Here is a 22540-nt window from a genome sequence, read left to right as displayed (position 1 = left end):
CCCTTGTAATCTTATTTATTATTTAGATAAGTTATAAGTATCTCTAGCAATCATAACTTCTTCATCTGTAGGAATTACGAAAGCTTTAACTTTAGAATCTGCTGTTGAGATTTCTGCAACTTTTCCACGTACATTGTTTTTCTCTTTATCGATTTGTACACCTAGGAAAGTTAATCCTTCTAATACTTCTTCACGAACCCAAGTAGCATTCTCACCAACACCTGCAGTGAAGACAATTGCATCTACTCCATTCATAGCTGCTGCATAAGCTCCAACATACTCTTTAATTCTGTTGATGTATACTTCAACTGCTTCTGCTGCGTGTGAATTAGTATCCCTAACATCTTCAATATCACGTAAATCTGAAGATAATGCTGATACACCTTTTAATCCTGATTCGAAGTTGAAAATACGCACGATTTCTTCAAGAGATAATCCAGTTTTTTGTGCGATGTAAGGGATAGTAGCTGGATCAATGTCCCCAGTTCTTGTACCCATCACTAAACCTGATAACGGTGTGAATCCCATAGAAGTATCGAATGATTTACCATTTTTAATAGCACAAATTGAAGCACCGTTACCAATGTGACAAGAAATTGTTTTTAGTTCTTTAGGGTCTTTTCCTAAAATTTCAGCAACTTTTTCTCCAATGTATCTGTGACTTGTTCCGTGTGCACCGTATTTACGAACTCCATATTTTTCATAGAATTCTCTTGGTACTGCATACATATATGTAGATTTAGGCATACTTTGGTGGAATGCTGTATCAAATGTTAATACGTTTGGAACTCCTGGTAATTCTTTTTGGAATGAACGAACACCTTTAATATTCGCTGGGTTGTGTAAAGGTGCTAAATCTTCGATTGAATCAACTTTAGCTAATTCTTCATCTGTTACTAAAACTGAAGAATCATAGAATTCTCCACCATGAACAACACGGTGACCAACTCCTTCGATTTCTTTAACGTCTTGGACAATACCTAATTTTGTTAATTTTTCAAGTAGCATTTCAATAGCCACGTCATGGTTAGGAATATCTAATGTTTCTTTATTTTTTTCACCGTTGAATTCGATTGTGAATACACTGTTTTCAATTCCGATTCTTTCAACTAGTCCTTTTGTAATAACTTTTTCTTCAGGCATTTCAAATAATTGAAATTTTAAAGATGAACTTCCTGAGTTAATAGCTAAAATCTTTGTCATAAGTATAAATCTCCTCTTAATCTATTTGCATTATATATACTATTATCTCATTAAATATAATTAATTACAAGAGGTATTTAAAATTTTTTATAAATAAATTTACAAAAAAACTAATAACTAGAATACGTTATCTATATTTTAGTTATCAGTTTTGTATGTTTAAATTATTTTTCAGCTAATATAAAAATATTTCAGTTAAATAATTTTACTTACTCTATATTCATAGATATAATATAATAAACTCTATAAATAATCTAGAAGCTCACAAGGTTTCTATAATATTATCTTGCAATTAAATAAAGAATCTCTGTACATCTTCGATAAATTTCAGTATCTTCTAAACCTGCTTCCTTAGCCTGTAAACAGCGGATTTGTAGCCTATCTATTAAGTTCACTTTTTCTTCAGAAATATCTATTCCAATTAAACTCAAAACAGCTATTCTCTCCAATAAGGCTTCTAATATGTCGACTAATAATTTCTCATTCATTTCATCGTTCAAGCTACCTTTTCTTATTCTGTAAACATAAAAATCTTTATGAATATAAGTTGAGTTATAAGATTCCAGATATAATTTATAATTAGTTCGAGTATCTTCTATATTTTTACCAACAGGAAACATTACATTTTCAAATAACCTTCTATGGAATAAACTTCCCAAGTTGGCTGAAATTCCAAACCTTTTCTCTCTAATAAAGATATTTTTTCAATTAATTCTTTATTTATATAATTTTCTTCTCTATAATCAAATATATGAATATAATATTTAGTATCTTCTTCATTAAATTGTTTATAACTTCCTATAACAACTTCAGAATTATTTTTTAATGAAACGTGATATAATTCTTCCAAATAATTAGGTTTAATAAAATCATCTCCATCTATGAAAATAATAAACTCTCCCTTTGCACGCATTTCTAGCTGCTCAAAGTCCTCCATTCTCTTGCTTAATATACTTAAACCTAGTATCCCTTTCAGCAAACTCTAGACATATATCTTTCGAATTATCCCTAGAACCTTTATTCATACCAAAAAGCCCTCAAAATCAATATTAGAACTTTGAGGGCAGAATATATGGCCTATTAAATTATCCTATTGATCCTTCCATTTCAAATGAAATTAATCTGTTTAATTCAACAGCGTATTCCATAGGAAGTTCTTTTGTAAATGGTTCGATGAATCCCATAACTATCATTTCTGTAGCTTGGCCTTCATCAAGACCTCTACTCATTAAGTAGAATAGTTGCTCTTCTGATACTTTAGATACTTTTGCTTCGTGCTCTAATGATACGTTAGAATTTTTAACGATATTATAAGGAATAGTATCTGAAGTTGAGTATTCATCTAAGATTAATGTATCACATTCAATATTCGAACGAGAACCTTCAGAGTTTTTACCAAAGTGAATCCATCCACGGTAATTAACTTTACCACCACGACGAGACATTGATTTAGAAACAACAGTAGACGATGTTCTAGGTGCTAAGTGAATCATCTTAGAACCTGCATCAAGCACTTGTCCTTCACTAGCCATAGCGATAGATAATGTACTTCCACTTGCTCCTTCACCAACTAAAATACATGCTGGGTATTTCATAGTTAATTTTGAACCTAAGTTTCCATCTACCCATTCCATAGTACCGTTTTTCTCTACAATTGCACGTTTTGTAACTAGGTTATAAACGTTTGTTGACCAGTTTTGAATAGTCGTATATCTGAAACGAGCATTTTCTTTGATAAATATTTCTACAACAGCAGCGTGTAATGAACTTGCTGAATAAGTCGGAGCTGTACATCCTTCTACATAGTGTAGAGAAGAGTTTTTCTCAATAATAATTAATGTACGCTCAAACTGCCCCATTTTTTCACTGTTAATTCTGAAATATGCTTGAAGCGGTGCTTCTACTGATACATTCTCTGGACAGTAGATAAAAGATCCACCTGACCATACTGCAGAGTTTAAGGCTGCAAATTTATTGTCGTTAAAATCAACAGCTTTTGAAAAATATTCTTTGAAGATTTCTTCATGATTTTTTAATGCTGTATCAGTGTCTTCGAAGATAATTCCTTTTTCTTCGAATTGTTTATGCATATTGTGATAAACTACTTCTGATTCATATTGTGCAGATACACCTGCAAGGTATTTTTGTTCAGCTTCTGGAATACCAAGTTTTTCAAAAGTATTTTTAATTTCTTGTGGTACTTCGTCCCATGAACGTTCTGTTTTTTCTGATGGTTTTACATAGTATGTTAAGTCCTCAAAATCTATTTCAGATAAGTCTCCACCCCATGTAGGCATTGGCATTCTGTAGAACTCTTTTAATGCATTTAGACGGTATTCTAACATCCATTTTGGTTCTTCTTTTCTTTCAGAAATTGTTTTAACGATTTCTTTTGTTAATCCTTTATCAGTCTTGAATATAGATACATCTTTATCTGAAAATCCATACTGATAATCGGTAAACATTTCTTCATTTTTATTCAATGCAATCACTCCTTCTTCTATTTATTTTCTTCTAAAATTTTTTCTGTAATTTTCCATGCTAACGTAGCGCATTTAACCCTAGCTGGAAGTTGAGAAATATTTTGTAATGAAATACTATCTTCTAAGTTTTCTTCATTAAATTCATTTCCCATAATCATATTTAAAAAGTCTTTAATCTTGGCATTAGCTTTTTCTACTGATAAACCTTTTAATTCCTCAGTTAACATAGAAGCTGAAGCTAGTGAAATTGAACAACCTGTTCCTACGAATTTTATATCTTCGATAATATCATCTACTAAATTTATACTAACTGTTATTTTATCCCCACAAGATGGGTTCAACATCTCCAACTTATAATCGCTTTCTATTTCCCCATTATTTCTAGGATGCTTACTATGATCTAAGATTACTTGTTTATATAAACTTTTTAAATCACTAAAACTCATTTTCAAAAAACTCCTTCGTTTCTTTTAATGTTTGAATAAAGAAATCTATTTCTTCTTTTGTATTATATAAATATAGACTCGCTCTAGCTACTGAGTATGTTCCTAGCTTTCCTAATAATGGTTGAGTACATTGATGCCCTGCTCTTATGCAAATACCTTTTTCATCTAAGAAACTCGTTAAATCATGAGGATGTACTCCTACCAAGTTAAAAGTAATTAGTGAAACTCTCTCCTCAATATTCTTTGTTCCATAAATCTCTATATTATCTATTTTAGAAAGTTCAGAATACATATATTCAGTGAGTTCTTTAGTGTACTTTTCAATATTTTCTAATCCAATACTGTTTAAATACTTAATAGTCGCTCCTAACCCTGCAGCTTGAGCAAGCAGTGGTGTTCCGGCTTCAAATTTATCAGGAAGAATTGCCCATGTTGCTGAATTATCTTCAACGATACCAATCATTCCGCCACCGAATTCAACTGGATCAAATTTTTCTAGTAGCTGTTTTTTACCATATAGCACTCCAATACCAGTTGGTCCACACATTTTATGCGCACTAAAGGCCAAAAAGTCACAGTTCATTTTTTGAACATCAATCTTTAAATGAGGAACGGATTGCGCTGCATCTACTACAAAATAAATATCCTTATCTTTTAATAATTCTCCAATTTCATAAACAGGGTTTATATTACCTAGTACATTAGAAGCATGACACATTGATACAATTTTAGTTTTATCTGTAATAAATTCTTTTAATTGTTCAATACTAATTCTTCCTTCTTCATCTAATTCTAAATATTTAAGAACAAGATTTTTTCGTTTAGCCAGTTGCTGCCAAGGAATAATATTAGCATGATGTTCCATGTAGGTAAGGATAATTTCATCACCTTCAGTTACATCTTGTTCTAAAATTCTTGCTGCGAAATTTAAACTTTCCGTAGTTCCACTAGTATAGATAACTTCTTCGTAACTACTTGCATTTATAAATTCTCTAACTAACTCTTTAGATGCTTCGTATATTTTCTCTGATTCATTACCTAAGGTATAAACAGATCTATGAATATTTGAATTATAATTTTTATAGTAATCTGTAATTGCATCGATCACTTGATTAGGTTTTTGAGTAGTAGCTCCATTATCAAAAAATATCAAATCATTTCCTGATATTTTTCTTTTTAATATAGGAAAGTCTTCTCTATATTTACTAAAATCTATCATTGTTACTCACTCTCATTATTGTTAATTTTTTCATCAATAAGCACTGTTACAAGTTCTTTAATTTTATCTACTGTTAACTCTGAGATTACTGGAGATAGGAATCCATGAACTAATAATCTACTAGATTCTTTTCTAGTTAATCCTCTACTTTGTAAGTAGTATAGTTGCTCTTCATCAATACGCCCTAGCGATGCTCCGTGACCAGCCATAACATCATTTTCATCGATTAATAGCATTGGGTTTGCATCTGCTTTTGCTTCTGAAGAAAGTGTCAACATTCTTGAACTTTGGTAAGCGTTAGAACCTGTCGCACCTTTTACGATAAATCCTACACCGTTAAATACGATATGTGATCTATCTAATAGTACACCGTGTTGTAAAATATCACCTTTACTACTTAAGCCTTGGTTAACTACTTCACTATTGAAGTAAGTTTTTTGTTCTTTAACCCCTAAAGTAACAATCTTAAGATTTGCTTCAGAACCATCTCCTAGAATGTTCGTTGTATTATCGTGATATACGTCTGCCTCATCCATTGCAGCAACATTCCAGTTAATTAATGAATCTCTATAAGTTAAACCACGACGTAAAATAGTTCCACGTTTTTCACCTGGTTGGTTCGTAATTGAACTATAGTTAATTTGAGCTCCTTCATGTGCAACTACTTCAGAAACTAAACTAAATGGAGCCTCATCCTCTTTTTGATTATTTACGTAGTTTTCAATAAAGTTAAACTTAGCGTTATTTCCAACCTGAATAGTTACATGGTTGAATAAACTTTGTTCTTTATCAGAAATTACGATATATTGAAGCGGTTTTTCAATTACAGCATTATCTTTAACATCGATAAATAATCCAGCATTTAATAGTGTATAGTGAACAGCTGTTACTTTGCTTTCTGCATAGTCAACTACACTCATAAAACTATCTTTAACATGATCATCATTCATTGCAGTGAAAATATCTTTAATGACAACTTTATCAGCATATTTTTCTGGAATATTAACATGTACAATAGTATTGTTCTTTTGAACTACAGCAAAATCATCGCTATTAATACCATATTCAGCTATATTTACATTTCCTTCATTTTCTAATCTTAGAGTTGAAAAATCAACATTAAATAAGTTCCATCTTTCTAACTCCATCGACTCTAATTTTGGAAAAGGTAACGTATAACTCTTATACAAAGCTAATTTTCTAGTATTTAAAAACCAAGTAGGCTCATTAGTATTAGAAAATATGCTTTGTAAAGTTTTAATACTTAGTTTTAATTTATTATTCTCCATATTAAACCTCTTCTTTTAACCAGTCATAACCTTCTTTTTCTAAACGAAGTGCTAGCTCAGGTCCACCTGATTTTACGATTTTTCCATCCATAAGTACGTGTACAAAATCCGGCTCAATATAATCTAATAATCTTTGGTAGTGAGTGATGATTAAGCAACCGAAGTTTTCTCCACGCATTTTATTAACACCTTTTGATACAATTTTTAGTGCATCAATATCTAATCCAGAGTCGATTTCATCTAGAATAGCAAATTTTGGTTCTAACATCATCATTTGTAATATTTCATTACGTTTTTTTTCTCCTCCAGAGAAACCATCATTTACATAACGTTGAGACATTTTTAGATCCATTTCTAAAAATTCCATAGTCTTATCTAATTTTTTAATGTATTGCATTAAAGGAATATTCTCTTCACGTTGTGCATTAATTGCAGATTTAATAAATTCTGAAGTTGGTACTCCTGGTACTTCAGATGGATATTGCATTGCTAGGAATAGACCAGCGCGAGCTCTTTCATCAACTTCCATTTCTAGTACTTCTTCACCATCTAATAAAATACTTCCACCATCTACTTCATATTTTGGATGACCCATAATTGCTGATGCTAAAGTAGATTTACCTGCACCATTTGGTCCCATTACGGCATGTATCTCACCAGATTTAATTTCTAAATTTAGTCCTTTTAATATTTGTTTTTCATTAATTGATACTTCTAAATTTTTTATATCAAGAACTGACATTTTATTTCCTCCATCTTTTATATTTATTGCGATTAAATCATATAAAACATTAATTATCGCAAATTACATAAGTATTATTATAAAGGTTTTCACATGTTTTATCAAATTATTGGTTCGAACATCTCTAGATAAACACTTCTATTTATAAAAAAAATAAATCCTCAAATTTCATTTGAAATTCGAGGATTTATCTATATAATTTATTTTGAAAATTCCCACATAGCTACTATTTCAGTTTTTAATTCGTTATAAGACCATTTTTTTAACGTTCTTGTGTAACTATTTGGATCATTAATTATAAATTTACCTTCATCATCTACTCCTGTTATCAAAATAATATGTCCAACAGTTGTAAACTTACCTGGGTGAACAGAAGCGATAATAGGATTCCCTTTACTTAAAACAGATTTCATTGCCTCTTGATTAAGAGGTACACCAGTTGATTTAACTCCATATTCTTTAGCAATATATTCGAAGAAACTCCATTTTGTACCTGCATCTGTAAAATATCCACTGGCATCTTCTTTTTCAGCAATATTTTTTGGAGTAATTGATTTATCATCTAATATTCCACTTAGCGCCATTGCTACACAAGTTGGCCCACAACCACCTATAGCAACATTTGTTCCACCTAATTTATCATAAGCCCAACGTTTATCCCATTGAATATAGTAAGGAAACTTCCTGTTAATTTCAACTGTTTCTCCTTGTTCAAACGGCGTTGCTTCTTGACCAGCAAGATAACCAAGTACATATTGAGTAGCATCCTTATTATTAACTAATAATTTTTGTTCTGCTTCTGGAAGATTCTCTCTTTGTAAGTAAATTAATTGCCCTATAAGACTACCATTAGCATTTTGAAGTAAATTATTTTCTACTCCATTTGGATTGGTAATAAACGGGTAAGGTTGCGTTACCCCTTTTATACCATCTCTTGCATTAGCTACATTTTCTGTTTTTAACACATTAGTACTGTTATTTTCATCTTTTGAATTTTTATTAAACCAAGCAATCTTATTATTTTGAATAACATAAAGTACAACTGTACATAGGACAACAAACACTATTGTCATTATTTCAATTCTTTTTCTTTTCATAATTACACCTCTCTATTTATTTTTTATCACTAAAATTATTCCTACAGAGATAACTATAATATATCCGATTAAACTTTGCAAGTCAGGTAACTCGTTAAAAAATATAAATCCTAAGATTCCCGAAAATAATACTTGTGAATAATCAAACACTGAAATATTTTTTGCCGCTGCATACTTATACGCAAATGTGACTCCATATTGACCAATTGTCGCGGAAGCACCGGCTAATATTAGCATCGATAGTTGATACATTGTCATTACTCTATAATCAAAAATTAGATACGGTAAGAGTAATATTGTTGATAATGATGAGAAAAAGAATATAATAAACTCTCCAGAAACATTATGAGTTCCAAGATATCTTACACACGTATACGCAATTCCTGAGCAAAATGCTCCTAAAAGTGCTGCTAGAGCTCCCATACTTATTAAACCCGCTCCAGTTGGCTTAACAATAAATCCTACACCAATAAATGCAATTACTATGGCAACAAACTGAAATTTTGTCATACGCTCTTTAAAAAAGAAATAAGACAGTATTATTATCACAAAAGGCGAAAGTTTTTGTATGATTGTTGAGTCCGCAAGAGTAATATGTGAAATTGCATAAAAGTTAAATACTAATCCTATTGTACCAAAAATAGTTCTAGAAAATAGTACTATCCAAGACACCTTATTTGCAGGAAAATTAATATTTTTCCAATGTTTAATTAACGGTATTGACGATATTGCAACAGCTATAATATTTCTAAAAAATCCTTTTTGCATTGAGGGAAGATCACCAGAAAGTTTAATAAATAAAGCCATTAACGAAAATCCTATCCCTGACATTATTATGCAAAATATTCCCATTAATATATTATTCTTAGTATTCATTATAAAACTCCAATAAATTAAATATCTGTATAATCGTATTTTCAATATTTGCTTTTGAAACTTTTTTGTTCATCGCTGTATTCAAAGAAGTGAATTTTCTTTGAATTGAAAATGAAGCATCAATTAAGTTTTCATCCTCCGGAGATAAATCTTTCAATTCATCATCTAAAATACTACCCGCTAGAAAGATTACTTTCTTATTAAATTTTTTTGCGATTTTTGCAATCTCAATTGGTGCCTTTCCCATATAACTTTGTCTATCTAATTTTCCCTCACCAGTAACAATGATGTCCATTTTTTGTATAATTTCCTCTAATCCTAAATAGTTAATCATAAATTGTGAACCAGATTGAATAGTAGCATTACAAAATGTCATAAATGCAAAACCTAATCCACCAGCAGCACCACTACCTTCTTTTAAAGCATTATTCAAGTTTGTTTTTATATTAACTAAATTGGCAAATCTTTCTATGTACGAATCAACTTTTTGAAATTCTATTTCTTTTAATCCTTTTTGTTTTGAAAATACATATGTTGAACCATTTGGTCCTATAAGTGGATTATTCACATCGCTAATTATAGTAAATCTAGAATTTTTTAATTTATCATTAACGAGTTCAGTATTAATATTTGAAATCTTCTTCAACTCATTTATACCATGTTTGCAAGTAGCGCCATATTCATCACTAAATTTAATACCTAACTCATTTAACATCCCAATTCCACAATCATTAGTTGCACTGCCACCAAGACCAATAATAAAATGTTCAATTCCCTTATCTAATAAAAAAGAAATCAACTTTCCTAATCCAACAGTTGTCGTAATATGCGGATTTTTTTGCTCTTCAGTTAAATATTTAATGCCAATTACCTCTGCAACTTCAATTACAGCCTCTTTTTTCTCTAAATTAATTAAATAATTGACATCACATTCTTCGTGGGCTGCATTAATTGTTGTAAACTTTTCTTTATTAAACCCTTGAAAAATTGATAAAAATCCATCACCACCGTCTGCAATTGGTTGAACAATTGAAGAGATATAATCATAATTACTTGTTAATTTATCAGAAATAATTTCTCCAATCTCCAATGATGTTAACGATCCTTTAAACTCATTTACTGCTATTAATACTTTCATAAACTTACAACTCCACTTACAAAATTCTTATAATCATTTAATTAATTTTATCATTAAAAGCATATTAATTAAAGTTTTTAACTTGAAAAATAATATAAAAACATTTTCATTGATAAAATTTACACAAATACTTTAAATTTATTATTTTTTTTAGTATAATAATTATGTAAAGTATTTTTACTTTATGTTTAGGGTTTAAATTAGGACTCAATTTTTGATTATATCAAAAAATACAGTATTAATTTGTCAACTGTAGAAGCAAACTACTTTTAGTTTTACAATTAATAAGTAATCCTCATGTTTGTGCCAGTAATCTACAGCCAACATTTTAAATATATTAGTTTACGAGTATCCTAAACCCTAATGTTAAACTAATATTACTACTGTAAAAAACCACGAAGTTTACCCCTAAACTTTCGTGGTTTTTAGTTAATATCAAAAAAATAGAGATATCCTAGAAAACGTGTTTGTTTCTAAGATATCTTTTATTATCTATTTTATTTATCTCGTTTTAATAAATAATTAGCGAAATCTTCCAGCAAATTATTATTTAGATGTTTTGCTACAGTTATAGCATTAAAAGTATGTTGTTTTAATAATTCTTCACACTCTTCAATTCCATAGAAACTAAGGTATGTAATCATATCTTCATCACTAGGTAATTTTCCAATTTTTTCAAAATCACCATAATAATCTAGAATATCATCTTTTATCTGATAAGCAATACCTAATTGTTGACCAAATTCCTTAACATCATCATAATCTTCTAGTTTATTAGCTACTAAACATGCAAAATCTAATGGCAACTCTATTAAACGCCCTGTTTTTAAACTATGCATTTTTCTCAAATAGTCTGCATCAACATCATAGTTCTTTTGTTTAACATCATAAATCTGCCCTGCAATCATTCCCATTGCACCAGAATAGTTGGCAAATTGCTTAATTAATCTTACCTTCAATTCTGGAGTCACATCTGCATCACTAAGAACTTCAAATGCTAATGTTAACATTGCGTCTCCTGTAAGTACTGCAACATCTTGTCCAAAAACTTTATGATTAGTATGTTTACCCCAACGATAATCATCATTATCCATCTCTGGTAAATCATCGTGAACTAACGAATATGTATGAACTAATTCAATAGCTAATGCTATATCAAAATATTTACTATAATCTATTCCATAATACTTTAGTAAATATAGAAAAGATAACGGCCTAATTTTCTTTCCATCGTTAACCAAAGAATAGGTTATTGATTCTTTTAAAATATCTGGCATTTCTAGCTTTTCTACATAATCTTTTGCAAAAGCATTTAATTTATCTTTATTAGTTTCTATGAAAAGTTTAAAATTATTCATTGTCTTTAAAATCCTTAGTTAATTTCGCTACTTCTTTTTCAGCATTCTCAATTAATGCATTACAGTTTTTTATTAAATCTATTCCTTGTTTATATCTTTCCAGTGAATCTTCTAATGATAACTTTCCAGATTCTAATTCAGCAACAATTTTTTCCAAATTCATTAAACTTGTTTCAAAATTTTCTTTACTCATTACTTAACTCCTTTATCGGATATATTATTTACTTTACATTCAAGACTACCATCTACAAGTTGTACTGATATCTCATCACCAGCATTAATTTCTTTTACTGTCGTAATTTTTTTATCACCCAAGAAAGCCACAGAATATCCTTTTTTCATTATATTCAACGGTGAATTAGCCTCTAATTTATTTATTTCATTTGTAAAGTTTTCCTTAAATTTTCCTAACAGGTCAATATTTAAAAATTTTTCAGTTGATACTTTCAATTCATGCTGTTTATCTTTAACAAATATTTGTAAAGATTTATTTAGCTCTTTTTCTAATAATTCAACTCTATTATTATAATCAATGAAAACTTTTGAATAATTTTTATAATATGGATTATTTTCACTGTTAAGAACTCTAGTTTTATATGTTTGTATAATGTAATTAATAGTATTTGTTAGTTTATCATAATTAAACGATATTCTATTTTTTATATCCTCTATATTCGGTGTTACTAATTCTGCAGCCGCAGTCGGCGTTGATGCTCTTCTATCTGAAACAAAATCAGCAAGAGTAGTATCTGTTTCATGTCCAATCCCAGTGACAATTGGTGTTGTACAGTTAAAAATTGCTCGAATTACTTCTTCAGTATTAAAACTCCAAAGATCTTCTATTGATCCTCCACCACGCCCCAATATGATAACATCGTTAGTACCATCATCAGCTAGTTTAATATTTTTAACTATATCTTGTACTGAATTCTCACCCTGTACTAGAGTCGAATAAATATTAATTTTAGCAATAGGAAATCGTCTTTGAATGGTTCTTGTAATATCTTGTACTGCAGCTCCTGTTTTCGCAGTAACTACCGCTATATTTTGACTGAAGCTTGGGATTCTTTTTTTATATTGAGGTAAGAACAATCCTTCTTTCTCAAGTTTTTCTTTTAACTCTAAAAACTTCTGATACAGCTCACCTATTCTATCTTTTTTCATATCAAGAACAACTAGGTTTACTTCTCCACGCTTCAGGTAAAAATCAACCTTAGTTTTTATTAGTACTGTATCACCATCTTTAAAGTCCTTTGATCTAGCTCCAAACCAGTTTGCTCGAATTACTGAATTTTCATCTTTTATTGAAAAATAAATATTATTTCCATGAGGCTTAAAATTTGATATTTCACCTTTAATATATACCTCACCTAAATATGGATCTAATTTAAACTTACGTTCAATATATTTATTTAATGCTGTAACGGTTAGATACGTCTTTTCTTCCATCTAACTTTACCTCTTATTTTGTTGAGTTTTCTACAATACCTTTTAATACTCCATTGATAAACTTATAACTTTCATCTTTTTCACTATATTTTTTAGAAAGTTCAACAGCTTCGTTAATTGAAACTTTATAAGGAATATCACTATATAGTATTTCATATGCAGAAATACGTAAAATCTGTCTATCCATTTTTGAAAGACGTTCTAATTTCCAATCTTTTAAATTATTAGAAATAATTTCATCAATTTCATCTTTTTTTTCTAGTATTTCTGTTAACGTTCTATTAACATAAATACTAGTTGAGATTTCTTCTTGTTCTAAATCTAAAAGTTCTATAAAATCTAATTCCGTATTTTCTACTTGGAATAAAATTTTAAAAACTGCTTCTCTAAGTTCGTGTCTACTCTTCATTTATATCTCCTAAATTAAAAATCAATTCCTATAATATTAACATTTACAGTTTTAGTACTAATTTCTGTCATATTAAAAATAGAATTTCTAATATTCTCTTGAATTTTTCTTGCTGTTTTAGTTACTGAATACCCAGCTTTTAAATTACAGTATACATCAATAATTAATTCTGAACCTGCAAATTCTAATTCAACTCCACGTGAATATACTTTTTTTCCTAATAATTTAGAAACACCCTCTACCTCAGTTGTTGCGATATTAGCAATAACTTCTAAAGCGCTTGGATTGATTTCTACTTTTCCTAATTTTTTTGTTTCCATTTACTTATCCTCCAAAATTATATTTAATATTAAAACAATCTAATATTAAATTATTATTTGTCCATAATAATCCTATTAATTATACCATATTTTCAGAGAAAAAGGGAGAGATTACCTCAAAATAGTTATTGCTAAAAATACTATTTTATCTAGGTAATCCCTTCCTTATGATTTATGTATCAGTAATTAAATATTAGCTATTAATTCATCGAATGCTTTATCGATATTATCTTTATTCTTAGCTCCTGCTTGAGCCATATCTGGACGTCCACCACCACGTCCATCACATACTGTAGCTAGAACGTTTACTAATTTTCCTGCATTATATTTATCAGTGATAGCTTTATCTACAGCTACTACAAAGTTTACTTTATCTTCATTTACAGAAGCAAAGGCAATAACATAATTCTCTAATTTAGACTTAGCGTTATCAACAAGTTGTTTTAAGTGATTCATATTTTCTGATTCAACAACACTTGTAAGTACATTAACACCATTAACTTCTTTAATATTATTTACTAAGTTGTTTAATTCAGCATTAGCAATTTTTTGTTGTAAACTTTCTTTTTCTTTAGATAGTTTCTTAATATCAGCTTGTAATGCAGAAACTTTTTCTACTACATTTGAAGCATTAGCTTTTGTTAATTTTTCAACAGAGCGTAGGGTTTCTTCTTGTTCTCTTAGGTATTCATACGCAGCTTTTCCTGTTAAAGCTTCAATTCTACGAACCCCTGCAGCTACACCTGATTCAGATACAATCTTGAAGATACCTACTTCAGCACTGTTAGCATTGTGAGTTCCTCCACATAGTTCGATAGAGTAATCACCAATAGAAACAACACGCACAACATCTCCGTATTTTTCACCAAATAATGCTTGAGCACCAAGTTTTCTTGCTTCAGCGATAGGCATTTCTTCTGTTTTGATTTCTAACGCATTCCAAATTTGTTTGTTTACTTCTTGCTCAACTTTTTCAATTTCTTCTTTTGTCAGTGGAGCAAAGTGAGTAATATCAAATCGTAATTTTTCATCAGTTACTAAAGATCCTGCTTGTTTAATGTGGCTTCCTACTTCATGACGAAGTGCTTCATTTAGTAAGTGAGTTGCAGTATGGTTTTTCTCAATATTTAATCTGTAAGGTCTATTAACTTCAAGTTTGTATTCTTTACCAACTACTAATTCCCCTTCTAGTACTTTTACTAAGTGAATGTGACGTTTGTCAGGAAGTTTCTTAACATCTATTACTTCAGCTTTGAATCCTTCTGCTAATACTAAACCTCTATCAGCTACTTGACCACCACTTTCAGCATAGAATGGAGTTTTATCGAATACTACTTTTACGTTCTCTTCACCTTTATAGTTTTCTAATAGATTATCTTCTTTATCAACTATAGCTAATAATTTACCTTCATCTGTAAGTTTAGTATATCCAGTAAACTCACTGTCTCCTACTATTCTGTTGTATAAATCAGATTGTACTTGCATTGAAGAATCTTCTTGACGAGATGAACGAGCACGTTCTTTTTGTTTTTCCATCTCTTCATTAAACCCATCAATATCAATTGTTAATCCTAATTCTTCTGCATATTCTTCAGTTAATTCAATTGGGAATCCAAAAGTATCATAAAGTTTGAATGCATCTTTACCAGAAATTACTTTCGTTGTATCTTTGACTTCTTTAGCAATATTATTTAAGATTGCTTCACCTTCGTTTAATGTTTCATGGAATCTGTCTTCCTCTTTAAGAATTACATCTTTAACAAAGTTTGCACTTTCTTTAACATTTGGATAGTAGTCTTCCATAATTTCAGCAACAACATCAGTTAATTTATACATGAATGAGTTGTTTAAACCTAAAACTTTTGCATATCTTACCGCACGACGTAATAATCTTCTTAAGATATATCCACGTCCTTCATTTGATGGTAAAGCTCCATCTGCAATAGCGAATGCTACAGTTCTGATGTGATCAGCGATAACTTTAAACGCTACATCTTGTTCAGCATTTACACCGTATTTTGCTCCTGAAAGTTTTTCGATTTCTCTGATAATAGGGATAAATAAGTCAGTATCAAAGTTTGTTGGTACATCTTGTAATACAGATACTATTCTCTCTAATCCCATCCCTGTATCTATGTTTTTCGCAGGAAGTTCTGTATATGTACCATCAGCATTGTGATTATATTGACTGAATACTACGTTCCATACTTCAAGATATCTATCGTTTTCTCCACCTGGATACATTTCTTCTTTTGGAGACCATGTATCAGCATCTTCTCCACGGTCATAGAAGATTTCAGTGTTTGGTCCTGAAGGCCCTTCACCGATATCCCAGAAGTTACCTTCAATACGAATAATTTTTTCTTCAGGTAATCCAATAACATTGTGCCATAAATCATATGCTTCTGTATCTTCAGGGTGAATTGTTACTGATAATTTTTCTTTTTCTAATCCTAACCATTTCTCAGAAGTTAAGAATTCCCAAGCCCAAGGTACTGCTTCATTTTTGAAGTAATCACCAATTGAGAAGTTACCTAACATCTCGAAGAATGTGTGGTGACGTGCAGTTTTCCCAACATTTTCAATATCATTTGTTCTAATTGATTTTTGTGAGTTAGTAATTCTTGGATTTTCAGGTATTTCTCTTCCATCAAAATATTTTTTAAGAGTAGCTACTCCTGAGTTAATCCATAGTAAAGTTGGATCATCTACTGGTACTAAAGAAGCACTTGGTTCAATTTTGTGCCCTTTTTCTACGAAGAAATCTAAGTACATTCTTCTAATTTGTGTTGATGTTAGTTGTTTCATTAATTTTTCTCCTTTCAAGCTAACAAATAAATAAAAAAGCCCCTTGTGTAAAATTTATTACACAAGGGACGACTATAATCGTGTTACCACCCTAATTCGAGCACATCTTGTACTCCTCATTAGTTTTTATAACGGCTTAAATGCCGATGAAGTACTACATAGGTAGCATAAAAGTTCTATTATGAATCCTTTTCACCACTAGATTCTCTCTGTTAAATAATATGCTTAACTTTTAATTCCTAAACTTCATTGTATATGTATGTTATTATAAACAGATAAGTTACGTTTGTCAATAGATATTACTTAGAATTTCTCATTTCAAACATAGCTTTCTTTTGCCAAAGCTTCATGTTTTGTTTTAGCGTATCAAAACCATATTCAAAATTCAATGTATCTAAACTATTAATCTCTTTTTTTTCTGTATCTTTTTTCTGTTTAAAGTTTAATGTTGCATTAATTTTATTATCTTTTATTGATAATACTTTAACTTCTAAAATCTCATCTTGTTTTATATAACTACTTATATCAAAAATAAAACAATTAGTAATTTCAGAAATATGAATTAATCCTACCATTTTATCTCGTGTTTCTATAAAGGCACCGTATGGTTTCACGGCTGTTACTTTGACCTTTATAATATCACCTGGACGAACTTCTCTATAGCTCATTTTTGATTTTCTCTACAACTGCTTCAACTGTAAATCCGTATTCTTCGATTACTTTATTCGCAGGTGCAGATGCTCCAAATTTATCAATTCCGATAGCTAATCCATCTAAACCAACATATTTGTACCATAGAGCACTATTACCCATTTCTAATGATACACGACGACGGATATTTAATGGTAGTAATTCCTCTTTATATTCTTTAGATTGTTCTTCAAATAATTCTACTGATGGCATACTTACTACACGTACTTTAGAACCGTCTGTTTCTAGTTCGCGTGCTACATCAATTGCTAATGCTACTTCTGAACCTGTTGCGATTAAAATAGTATCGAAGTCTGCCGCTGTTTCATAAACTACATAAGCACCTTTAGCAACTTTTTCGAATGAAGAATTTTCTAAGATTGGTAAGTTTTGACGAGTTAGAACAATTGAAGTTGGTCTATCGTTAGTTTTTTGTGATAAGTACCAAGCAGCTTGTGTTTCAGTCGCATCAGCTGGTCTGAATACATAAGTATTTGGTATTGTTCTTAATGATGCTAAGTGTTCGATTGGTTCGTGAGTTGGACCATCTTCACCTACTGCAATACTATCATGCGTGAATACATATGTTACCGGTAGGTTTTGTAATGCTGATAATCTTAACGCTCCTTTTAGATAGTCTGAGAATACGAAGAATGTACCACCAAATACACGTACACCACCATGTAGCATTAATCCATTTAATACTGTTGCCATTGCGAATTCACGTACACCGAATTGAACATTACGTTCTGTTCTGTGAGCATCATCTTGTAAGTTATCACCTTTAATAAATGTCATATTAGAGTGAGAAAGGTCAGCTGAACCTCCGAAGAATGTTGGTAATACTGCCGCAACACTGTTAATAGCATCTTGAGAAGAGTTACGAGTTGCTTGTGCTTCTCCTACATTTTTGAATGAAAAACTTTCTTTTGTTAAATGTTTAATATCTTCACGCGTAAGAGCTTCTTCTAACTCTTTTGCTAACTCAGGGTATGCTGCTTTATAATCGGCATATAATTTTTTCCATTTAGCGTATTCACTTTCTCCACGATCTGCAACATTAGCTTTGAAATCAGCATATACATCAGCAGGAATATCGAATGGTTCATTTTCCCAACCGATTTCTTTTCTGAATAATGCAGTTTCTTCATCACCTAAAGGAGCTCCATGCACACCATTTGTTCCTTGTCTATTAGGAGAACCAGCTCCGATAATAGTTTTAACTTCAATTAATGTTGGTTTATCAGATTTTTTAGCTTGTTCAATTGCTGCGTTTACTGCTTCTACACTAGCTCCATCTTCAACTAGAATTGTATTCCATCCGTATGCTTCATATCTAGCACGCACATTTTCTGAGAATGCATCTTTAGTTTCACCATCTAAACAAATATCATTTGAATCGTATAATACTACAAGTTTGTTTAATTTTTGAACTGCAGCAAAACTTGATGCTTCAGAAGCAACACCTTCCATGATATCCCCATCACCACAAATTACATACGTATAATGGTCAAATAGATTATATCCTTCTTTATTATATTTAGCTGCTAAGTATCTTTCTGCTAAAGCCATACCAACTGCAGTAGAGATACCTTGACCAAGTGGTCCTGTTGTAGCATCGATACCTTTAGTGTGTCCAAACTCAGGGTGTCCTGGTGTTTTAGAACCCCATTGACGGAAGTTTTTAACTTCTTCTAAAGATACATCTTCAAATCCTGATAAGTGTAATAATGAGTATAATAACATTGATCCGTGTCCTGCTGATAATACGAATCTATCTCTGTTTATCCAATCTGTTTTCTTAGGGTTTACTCTTAAATGTTTAGTAAATAAAGAATAAGCCATCGGTGCAGCACCCATTACTACTCCAGGGTGTCCTGATTTTGCTTTATTAATCGCATCAACACCTAAAACTTTTATCGCGTTAACTGATTTTTGTGACATAAAATGTCCTCCTAAATTATAATTCTATTCTACCAGATATAGCTCTTGATAAAGTAACCTCATCCACGTATTCGATATCACTACCAAAAGAAATACCTTGAGCTATTCTAGTAACTCTTATATCTGTATTTTTTAAATATCTCGAAATAAAACTTGCTGTTCCCTCACCTTCAGGAGATGAATTTGTAGCAAGAATAATCTCTTTTACTGTTTCATCTTGTGCTCGTTCAAAAAGGGATTTTATGTTGATATCTAAAGGGCCAATTCCATCCATCGGAGAAATTAATCCATCAAGCACATGATACACTCCCCTATATTGTTGCATATTTTCCATAGCAACTAAGTCATTATCATTGGCAACTACGCAAATAGTCGACTTATCTCTACCAGGATCTGAACAAATATCACATACGTGTTCTTCACTAAGTCTTCCACATACTTCACAATTAGTTAGTTTTTCTTTAAGACTTACTAAACTATCTGCAAAGTTTTTGATATCATTATCATTCATTTTTAGAGTGTGAAAAGCCAATCTTACAGCTGTCTTCTTCCCTATTCCTGGTAATAGAGAATAACTTTCTATTAAATCTAAAATTGGTTTTGGATATTGCATCTTATAGACCTGGGATACTTAATCCGTTTGTAAATTTACCTAATGTTTCTTCTTTTAGTTTAGTTGATTTTTCTAATGCATCATTTACTGCTGTTAACACTAAATCTTGAAGCATTTCGATATCTTCTGGATCAACAACTTCTTCTTTAATTTTAATATCTAAAATTTTACCATCACCATTAGCAATAGCAGTAACCATCCCACCAGATACAGTTCCTTCAACAGTTTGGTCTTTTAATCCTTCTTGGGCTTCTAGCATATCTTTCTGCATTTTTTGCATCTTTCTCATCATTTGTTGCATATTTCCCATTCCGCGCATAATATTTCCTCCTAAGTTCTAATTATATTATAATTCTATTTAAAATTTTACAACTTGTCAATAATTTGCAATTCATTTCAAATTATTTCATTTTTATTACATAAATATTTTCATTTTATTCAGTTTCTATTATAATATCACCAAATAATTCATCTATCTTTGTTAAATTTTCTTCTTCAACTTGTTCTTTCTCTTCATGTACTTCTTGTACGGGATTGTCTAATTCATCTTTTAGTATTTCATATTGATGATCTTGTATTGTGTAAATTTCATACTCGACACCAATGAATCTCTTAAATAAACTCTCTAAATACTTTTTATATTTAGAATTCGGAGCCATTTTAACCATATTATCCATTTCATTAAAAACTAGTAAACCACCTTCTTTAGAAGATGCTATAAGTTTACACGACTTAAATAAATCTCTCATTGTAGTTACTTCTGGATTATTTGTATTTAAACTCTCATTAATTATTTTTATAAATACATTAGATGCATAGTTTGTAAGATTAGGATTTGAATCCTGTATAAGTTTGATAATCTTATTTTTATCTTTTATTATTACTTCTTTTATTTCTTCTTTTGGTGTATTAACTATACCAGTATTTTGAAGTATATTACTATTTGTACTAGTTTGGATACTGTTAGTTTGAGATAATTCCGTAATATTTTTCAGTTCTGTTCTTAATTGAAATAGCTTGTCTTCTAATAGTTTTACTCTATTTTCTAACTCAATATTTCTTGTACTAGACACAGAACCTTTTATACTATCGTTAGTCAAATTATTTTGATTAGTACCTTCTTCTTTAGAACATATTTTTACTATACAAATTTGCATATAACTCATATATTCAGTTGAGAATCTAATGTGCTGTTCTGTTTGAGATAAGTACTCTATTATTTTATAGAAATAATCAAAACCTACACCATCTATTTCTGTTGAGATTTTTTCAACATTATAAACAGTATGTTTAGTGTCTTTTAAATTTTTATATACTACAATATCTCTAGTTACATTTATTAAATCATTAAGTAGTAACTTAGTATCTTTTGCTTGAGCTACAAATTCATTATATTTTAATAGTGATTTTGTAACATCACCTTGCAGTAATCCTCTGTAAAATTCTAGTATATCATCTTCACTTATAGATGAAGTAACTTCTAATATATGATTCAAAGTTATCTCTTCAGCATAATTAGAAACTTGGTCTAAAATACTAATCGCATCTCTTAATCCACCTTTAGCCAGTGTAGCAATTTTCTCTATTGCTGCTTCTTCAATAACTAAATTTTCTTCTTTTGCAATGTATTTTAATCTATCAATTAACTGTTCTTGAGATAAATTTTTAAACTCAAATCTTTGACATCTTGATAAAATTGTTGCAGGTATTTTATGAATTTCAGTTGTAGCAAGTATAAAGATTACATGTGCTGGTGGTTCCTCTAGCGTTTTTAATAATGCATTAAACGCAGCAGTTGTTAGCATATGTACTTCGTCTATGATATAGACTTTATATTTACCTTCAGTTGGTAGAAATTTAATAGCTTCTTTGATATCACGAACTTCGTCAACACCATTGTTACTAGCTGCATCTATCTCAATTATGTCAACATTTTCTTTTTGATATATTTCATTTCCATTAACCTCATTAGCAAATATTTTCGCTATAGAAGTTTTACCAGTTCCTCTTGATCCATAAAATAAATAGGCGTGACTTATTTGATCTTTGTCAATCGCATTTTTCAACACAGAAACTATATGATTTTGACCAACTATATCATTAAACGTTTGTGGTCGATATTTCCTATATAATGCTTGAAACATACAAACCTCCTAAATTATTTTAACTTAATAATTATACCATATTTTTGATATATCTTATAGTAAAAAAGAGAAACAATAGAATCACAATTTATAAAAATATGACTCCTAGTTCCTCACTTAATTCACATACTTATCTTTAAGTTTATTATATCGATATCTTAATTGAACTGGGGTTTCTGTTAAATACCATCTTCCTTTGTACTTTTCTACAGTTAAAAACTTATGCCATCATTTATTAAATATTTTTTATCCAACTCGTCGTTATTATTTAATTTCTTAAATCTAACCAGTTTATTAATTGAGTAATTATTT

General features: G+C 30.3%; 22 protein-coding genes. All 22 read right to left on the bottom strand.

Annotated features, from left to right (window positions below; genetic code table 11):
* Positions 1-18: 18 nt before the first annotated feature.
* The 22 genes from HMPREF3186_RS05695 to dnaX all read right to left on the bottom strand — a co-directional run bounded on the left by HMPREF3186_RS05695 (position 19) and on the right by dnaX (position 22228).
* Entirely contained in the window at positions 19-1203 is a 1185-nt protein-coding gene (locus HMPREF3186_RS05695) for an acetate/propionate family kinase (protein ID WP_060914316.1), read from the bottom strand.
* A gap of 281 nt (positions 1204-1484) precedes the next feature.
* Positions 1485-1823, bottom strand: a complete 339-nt coding sequence (locus HMPREF3186_RS05690; RefSeq protein WP_060914315.1) for a hypothetical protein — start codon at positions 1821-1823, stop codon at positions 1485-1487.
* The gene (locus HMPREF3186_RS05685; RefSeq protein ID WP_231724169.1) at positions 1823-2116 is read right to left on the bottom strand and encodes a glycosyltransferase; all 294 of its coding nucleotides are present in this window, start codon (positions 2114-2116) and stop codon (positions 1823-1825) included. Before HMPREF3186_RS05685 ends, HMPREF3186_RS05690 begins: the two co-directional genes overlap by 1 nt.
* A gap of 172 nt (positions 2117-2288) precedes the next feature.
* A complete protein-coding gene (gene sufB / locus HMPREF3186_RS05680; RefSeq protein WP_060914346.1) occupies positions 2289-3668 on the bottom strand; it encodes a Fe-S cluster assembly protein SufB in 1380 nt (459 codons plus the stop codon).
* A 35-nt stretch (positions 3669-3703) separates the two neighbouring features.
* Positions 3704-4132, bottom strand: coding sequence for a Fe-S cluster assembly sulfur transfer protein SufU (gene sufU / locus HMPREF3186_RS05675; protein WP_060914313.1), 429 nt, complete (start codon positions 4130-4132; stop codon positions 3704-3706).
* Positions 4122-5348: an aminotransferase class V-fold PLP-dependent enzyme gene (locus tag HMPREF3186_RS05670; RefSeq protein ID WP_060914345.1), complete on the bottom strand. Its 1227-nt coding sequence runs from the start codon at positions 5346-5348 to the stop codon at positions 4122-4124. Before HMPREF3186_RS05670 ends, sufU begins: the two co-directional genes overlap by 11 nt.
* Positions 5349-5353: 5 nt before the next feature.
* Positions 5354-6640: a Fe-S cluster assembly protein SufD gene (gene sufD / locus HMPREF3186_RS05665; protein ID WP_060914312.1), complete on the bottom strand. Its 1287-nt coding sequence runs from the start codon at positions 6638-6640 to the stop codon at positions 5354-5356.
* A 1-nt stretch (position 6641) separates the two neighbouring features.
* Complete coding sequence (gene sufC / locus HMPREF3186_RS05660) at positions 6642-7382, bottom strand: Fe-S cluster assembly ATPase SufC (protein ID WP_060914311.1); 741 nt, start codon at positions 7380-7382, stop codon at positions 6642-6644.
* A gap of 200 nt (positions 7383-7582) precedes the next feature.
* Positions 7583-8479, bottom strand: coding sequence for a C39 family peptidase (locus HMPREF3186_RS05655; protein ID WP_060914310.1), 897 nt, complete (start codon positions 8477-8479; stop codon positions 7583-7585).
* A gap of 12 nt (positions 8480-8491) precedes the next feature.
* Positions 8492-9355 carry a DMT family transporter gene (locus HMPREF3186_RS05650; protein WP_060914309.1) on the bottom strand — a complete coding sequence of 288 codons (864 nt, stop codon included), beginning with the start codon at positions 9353-9355 and terminating at the stop codon, positions 8492-8494.
* Positions 9345-10493 carry a glycerate kinase gene (locus HMPREF3186_RS05645; protein WP_060914308.1) on the bottom strand — a complete coding sequence of 383 codons (1149 nt, stop codon included), beginning with the start codon at positions 10491-10493 and terminating at the stop codon, positions 9345-9347. Before HMPREF3186_RS05645 ends, HMPREF3186_RS05650 begins: the two co-directional genes overlap by 11 nt.
* A gap of 497 nt (positions 10494-10990) precedes the next feature.
* Complete coding sequence (locus HMPREF3186_RS05640; RefSeq protein ID WP_060914307.1) at positions 10991-11851, bottom strand: polyprenyl synthetase family protein; 861 nt, start codon at positions 11849-11851, stop codon at positions 10991-10993.
* Positions 11844-12044: an exodeoxyribonuclease VII small subunit gene (gene xseB, locus HMPREF3186_RS05635; RefSeq protein WP_003145059.1), complete on the bottom strand. Its 201-nt coding sequence runs from the start codon at positions 12042-12044 to the stop codon at positions 11844-11846. The genes HMPREF3186_RS05640 and xseB overlap by 8 nt, the downstream gene beginning before the upstream one ends.
* On the bottom strand, positions 12044-13300 hold the full coding sequence (gene xseA, locus HMPREF3186_RS05630; RefSeq protein ID WP_060914306.1) for an exodeoxyribonuclease VII large subunit: 1257 nt from the start codon (positions 13298-13300) through the stop codon (positions 12044-12046). The genes xseB and xseA overlap by 1 nt, the downstream gene beginning before the upstream one ends.
* Positions 13301-13313: 13 nt before the next feature.
* Positions 13314-13709, bottom strand: a complete 396-nt coding sequence (nusB, locus tag HMPREF3186_RS05625) for a transcription antitermination factor NusB (RefSeq protein WP_060914305.1) — start codon at positions 13707-13709, stop codon at positions 13314-13316.
* 14 nt (positions 13710-13723) lie between these two features.
* Positions 13724-14029: an Asp23/Gls24 family envelope stress response protein gene (locus tag HMPREF3186_RS05620; RefSeq protein WP_060914304.1), complete on the bottom strand. Its 306-nt coding sequence runs from the start codon at positions 14027-14029 to the stop codon at positions 13724-13726.
* 186 nt (positions 14030-14215) lie between these two features.
* Entirely contained in the window at positions 14216-16837 is a 2622-nt protein-coding gene (gene alaS / locus HMPREF3186_RS05615; RefSeq protein WP_060914303.1) for an alanine--tRNA ligase, read from the bottom strand.
* 299 nt (positions 16838-17136) lie between these two features.
* Positions 17137-17505, bottom strand: coding sequence for a S1 RNA-binding domain-containing protein (locus HMPREF3186_RS05610; protein ID WP_060914302.1), 369 nt, complete (start codon positions 17503-17505; stop codon positions 17137-17139).
* Positions 17495-19471, bottom strand: a complete 1977-nt coding sequence (gene tkt / locus HMPREF3186_RS05605) for a transketolase (RefSeq protein WP_060914301.1) — start codon at positions 19469-19471, stop codon at positions 17495-17497. The genes HMPREF3186_RS05610 and tkt overlap by 11 nt, the downstream gene beginning before the upstream one ends.
* Positions 19472-19487: 16 nt before the next feature.
* Entirely contained in the window at positions 19488-20084 is a 597-nt protein-coding gene (recR, locus tag HMPREF3186_RS05600; protein WP_060914300.1) for a recombination mediator RecR, read from the bottom strand.
* Between the two features lies 1 nt (position 20085).
* The gene (locus HMPREF3186_RS05595) at positions 20086-20403 is read right to left on the bottom strand and encodes a YbaB/EbfC family nucleoid-associated protein (protein ID WP_003144870.1); all 318 of its coding nucleotides are present in this window, start codon (positions 20401-20403) and stop codon (positions 20086-20088) included.
* Positions 20404-20518: 115 nt separating this feature from the next.
* Positions 20519-22228 (bottom strand): DNA polymerase III subunit gamma/tau, encoded by a 1710-nt coding sequence (gene dnaX, locus HMPREF3186_RS05590; RefSeq protein ID WP_060914299.1) that lies wholly within the window; start codon positions 22226-22228, stop codon positions 20519-20521.
* Between the last annotated feature and the right edge of the window lie 312 nt (positions 22229-22540).

The sequence above is a fragment of the Gemella haemolysans genome (assembly GCF_001553035.1).
GTDB classification, from domain to species: domain Bacteria; phylum Bacillota; class Bacilli; order Staphylococcales; family Gemellaceae; genus Gemella; species Gemella haemolysans_B.
The sequence above is the reverse complement of the archived record's forward strand: the minus strand, read 5'-3'. Positions and strand labels throughout refer to the sequence as shown.

Bases quoted from the DNA above. Each gene is read 5' to 3' on its own strand.
- HMPREF3186_RS05695 (WP_060914316.1), bottom strand. From the start codon at position 1,203: ATGACAAAGATTTTAGCTATTAACTCAGGAAGTTCATCTTTAAAATTT.
- HMPREF3186_RS05690 (WP_060914315.1), bottom strand. From the start codon at position 1,823: ATGTTTCCTGTTGGTAAAAATATAGAAGATACTCGAACTAATTATAAA.
- HMPREF3186_RS05685 (WP_231724169.1), bottom strand. From the start codon at position 2,116: ATGCGTGCAAAGGGAGAGTTTATTATTTTCATAGATGGAGATGATTTT.
- sufB (WP_060914346.1), bottom strand. From the start codon at position 3,668: ATGTTTACCGATTATCAGTATGGATTTTCAGATAAAGATGTATCTATA.
- sufU (WP_060914313.1), bottom strand. From the start codon at position 4,132: ATGAGTTTTAGTGATTTAAAAAGTTTATATAAACAAGTAATCTTAGAT.
- sufD (WP_060914312.1), bottom strand. From the start codon at position 6,640: ATGGAGAATAATAAATTAAAACTAAGTATTAAAACTTTACAAAGCATA.
- sufC (WP_060914311.1), bottom strand. From the start codon at position 7,382: ATGTCAGTTCTTGATATAAAAAATTTAGAAGTATCAATTAATGAAAAA.
- HMPREF3186_RS05655 (WP_060914310.1), bottom strand. From the start codon at position 8,479: ATGAAAAGAAAAAGAATTGAAATAATGACAATAGTGTTTGTTGTCCTA.
- HMPREF3186_RS05650 (WP_060914309.1), bottom strand. From the start codon at position 9,355: ATGAATACTAAGAATAATATATTAATGGGAATATTTTGCATAATAATG.
- HMPREF3186_RS05645 (WP_060914308.1), bottom strand. From the start codon at position 10,493: ATGAAAGTATTAATAGCAGTAAATGAGTTTAAAGGATCGTTAACATCA.
- HMPREF3186_RS05640 (WP_060914307.1), bottom strand. From the start codon at position 11,851: ATGAATAATTTTAAACTTTTCATAGAAACTAATAAAGATAAATTAAAT.
- xseB (WP_003145059.1), bottom strand. From the start codon at position 12,044: ATGAGTAAAGAAAATTTTGAAACAAGTTTAATGAATTTGGAAAAAATT.
- xseA (WP_060914306.1), bottom strand. From the start codon at position 13,300: ATGGAAGAAAAGACGTATCTAACCGTTACAGCATTAAATAAATATATT.
- nusB (WP_060914305.1), bottom strand. From the start codon at position 13,709: ATGAAGAGTAGACACGAACTTAGAGAAGCAGTTTTTAAAATTTTATTC.
- HMPREF3186_RS05620 (WP_060914304.1), bottom strand. From the start codon at position 14,029: ATGGAAACAAAAAAATTAGGAAAAGTAGAAATCAATCCAAGCGCTTTA.
- alaS (WP_060914303.1), bottom strand. From the start codon at position 16,837: ATGAAACAACTAACATCAACACAAATTAGAAGAATGTACTTAGATTTC.
- HMPREF3186_RS05610 (WP_060914302.1), bottom strand. From the start codon at position 17,505: ATGAGCTATAGAGAAGTTCGTCCAGGTGATATTATAAAGGTCAAAGTA.
- tkt (WP_060914301.1), bottom strand. From the start codon at position 19,471: ATGTCACAAAAATCAGTTAACGCGATAAAAGTTTTAGGTGTTGATGCG.
- recR (WP_060914300.1), bottom strand. From the start codon at position 20,084: ATGCAATATCCAAAACCAATTTTAGATTTAATAGAAAGTTATTCTCTA.
- HMPREF3186_RS05595 (WP_003144870.1), bottom strand. From the start codon at position 20,403: ATGCGCGGAATGGGAAATATGCAACAAATGATGAGAAAGATGCAAAAA.
- dnaX (WP_060914299.1), bottom strand. From the start codon at position 22,228: ATGTTTCAAGCATTATATAGGAAATATCGACCACAAACGTTTAATGAT.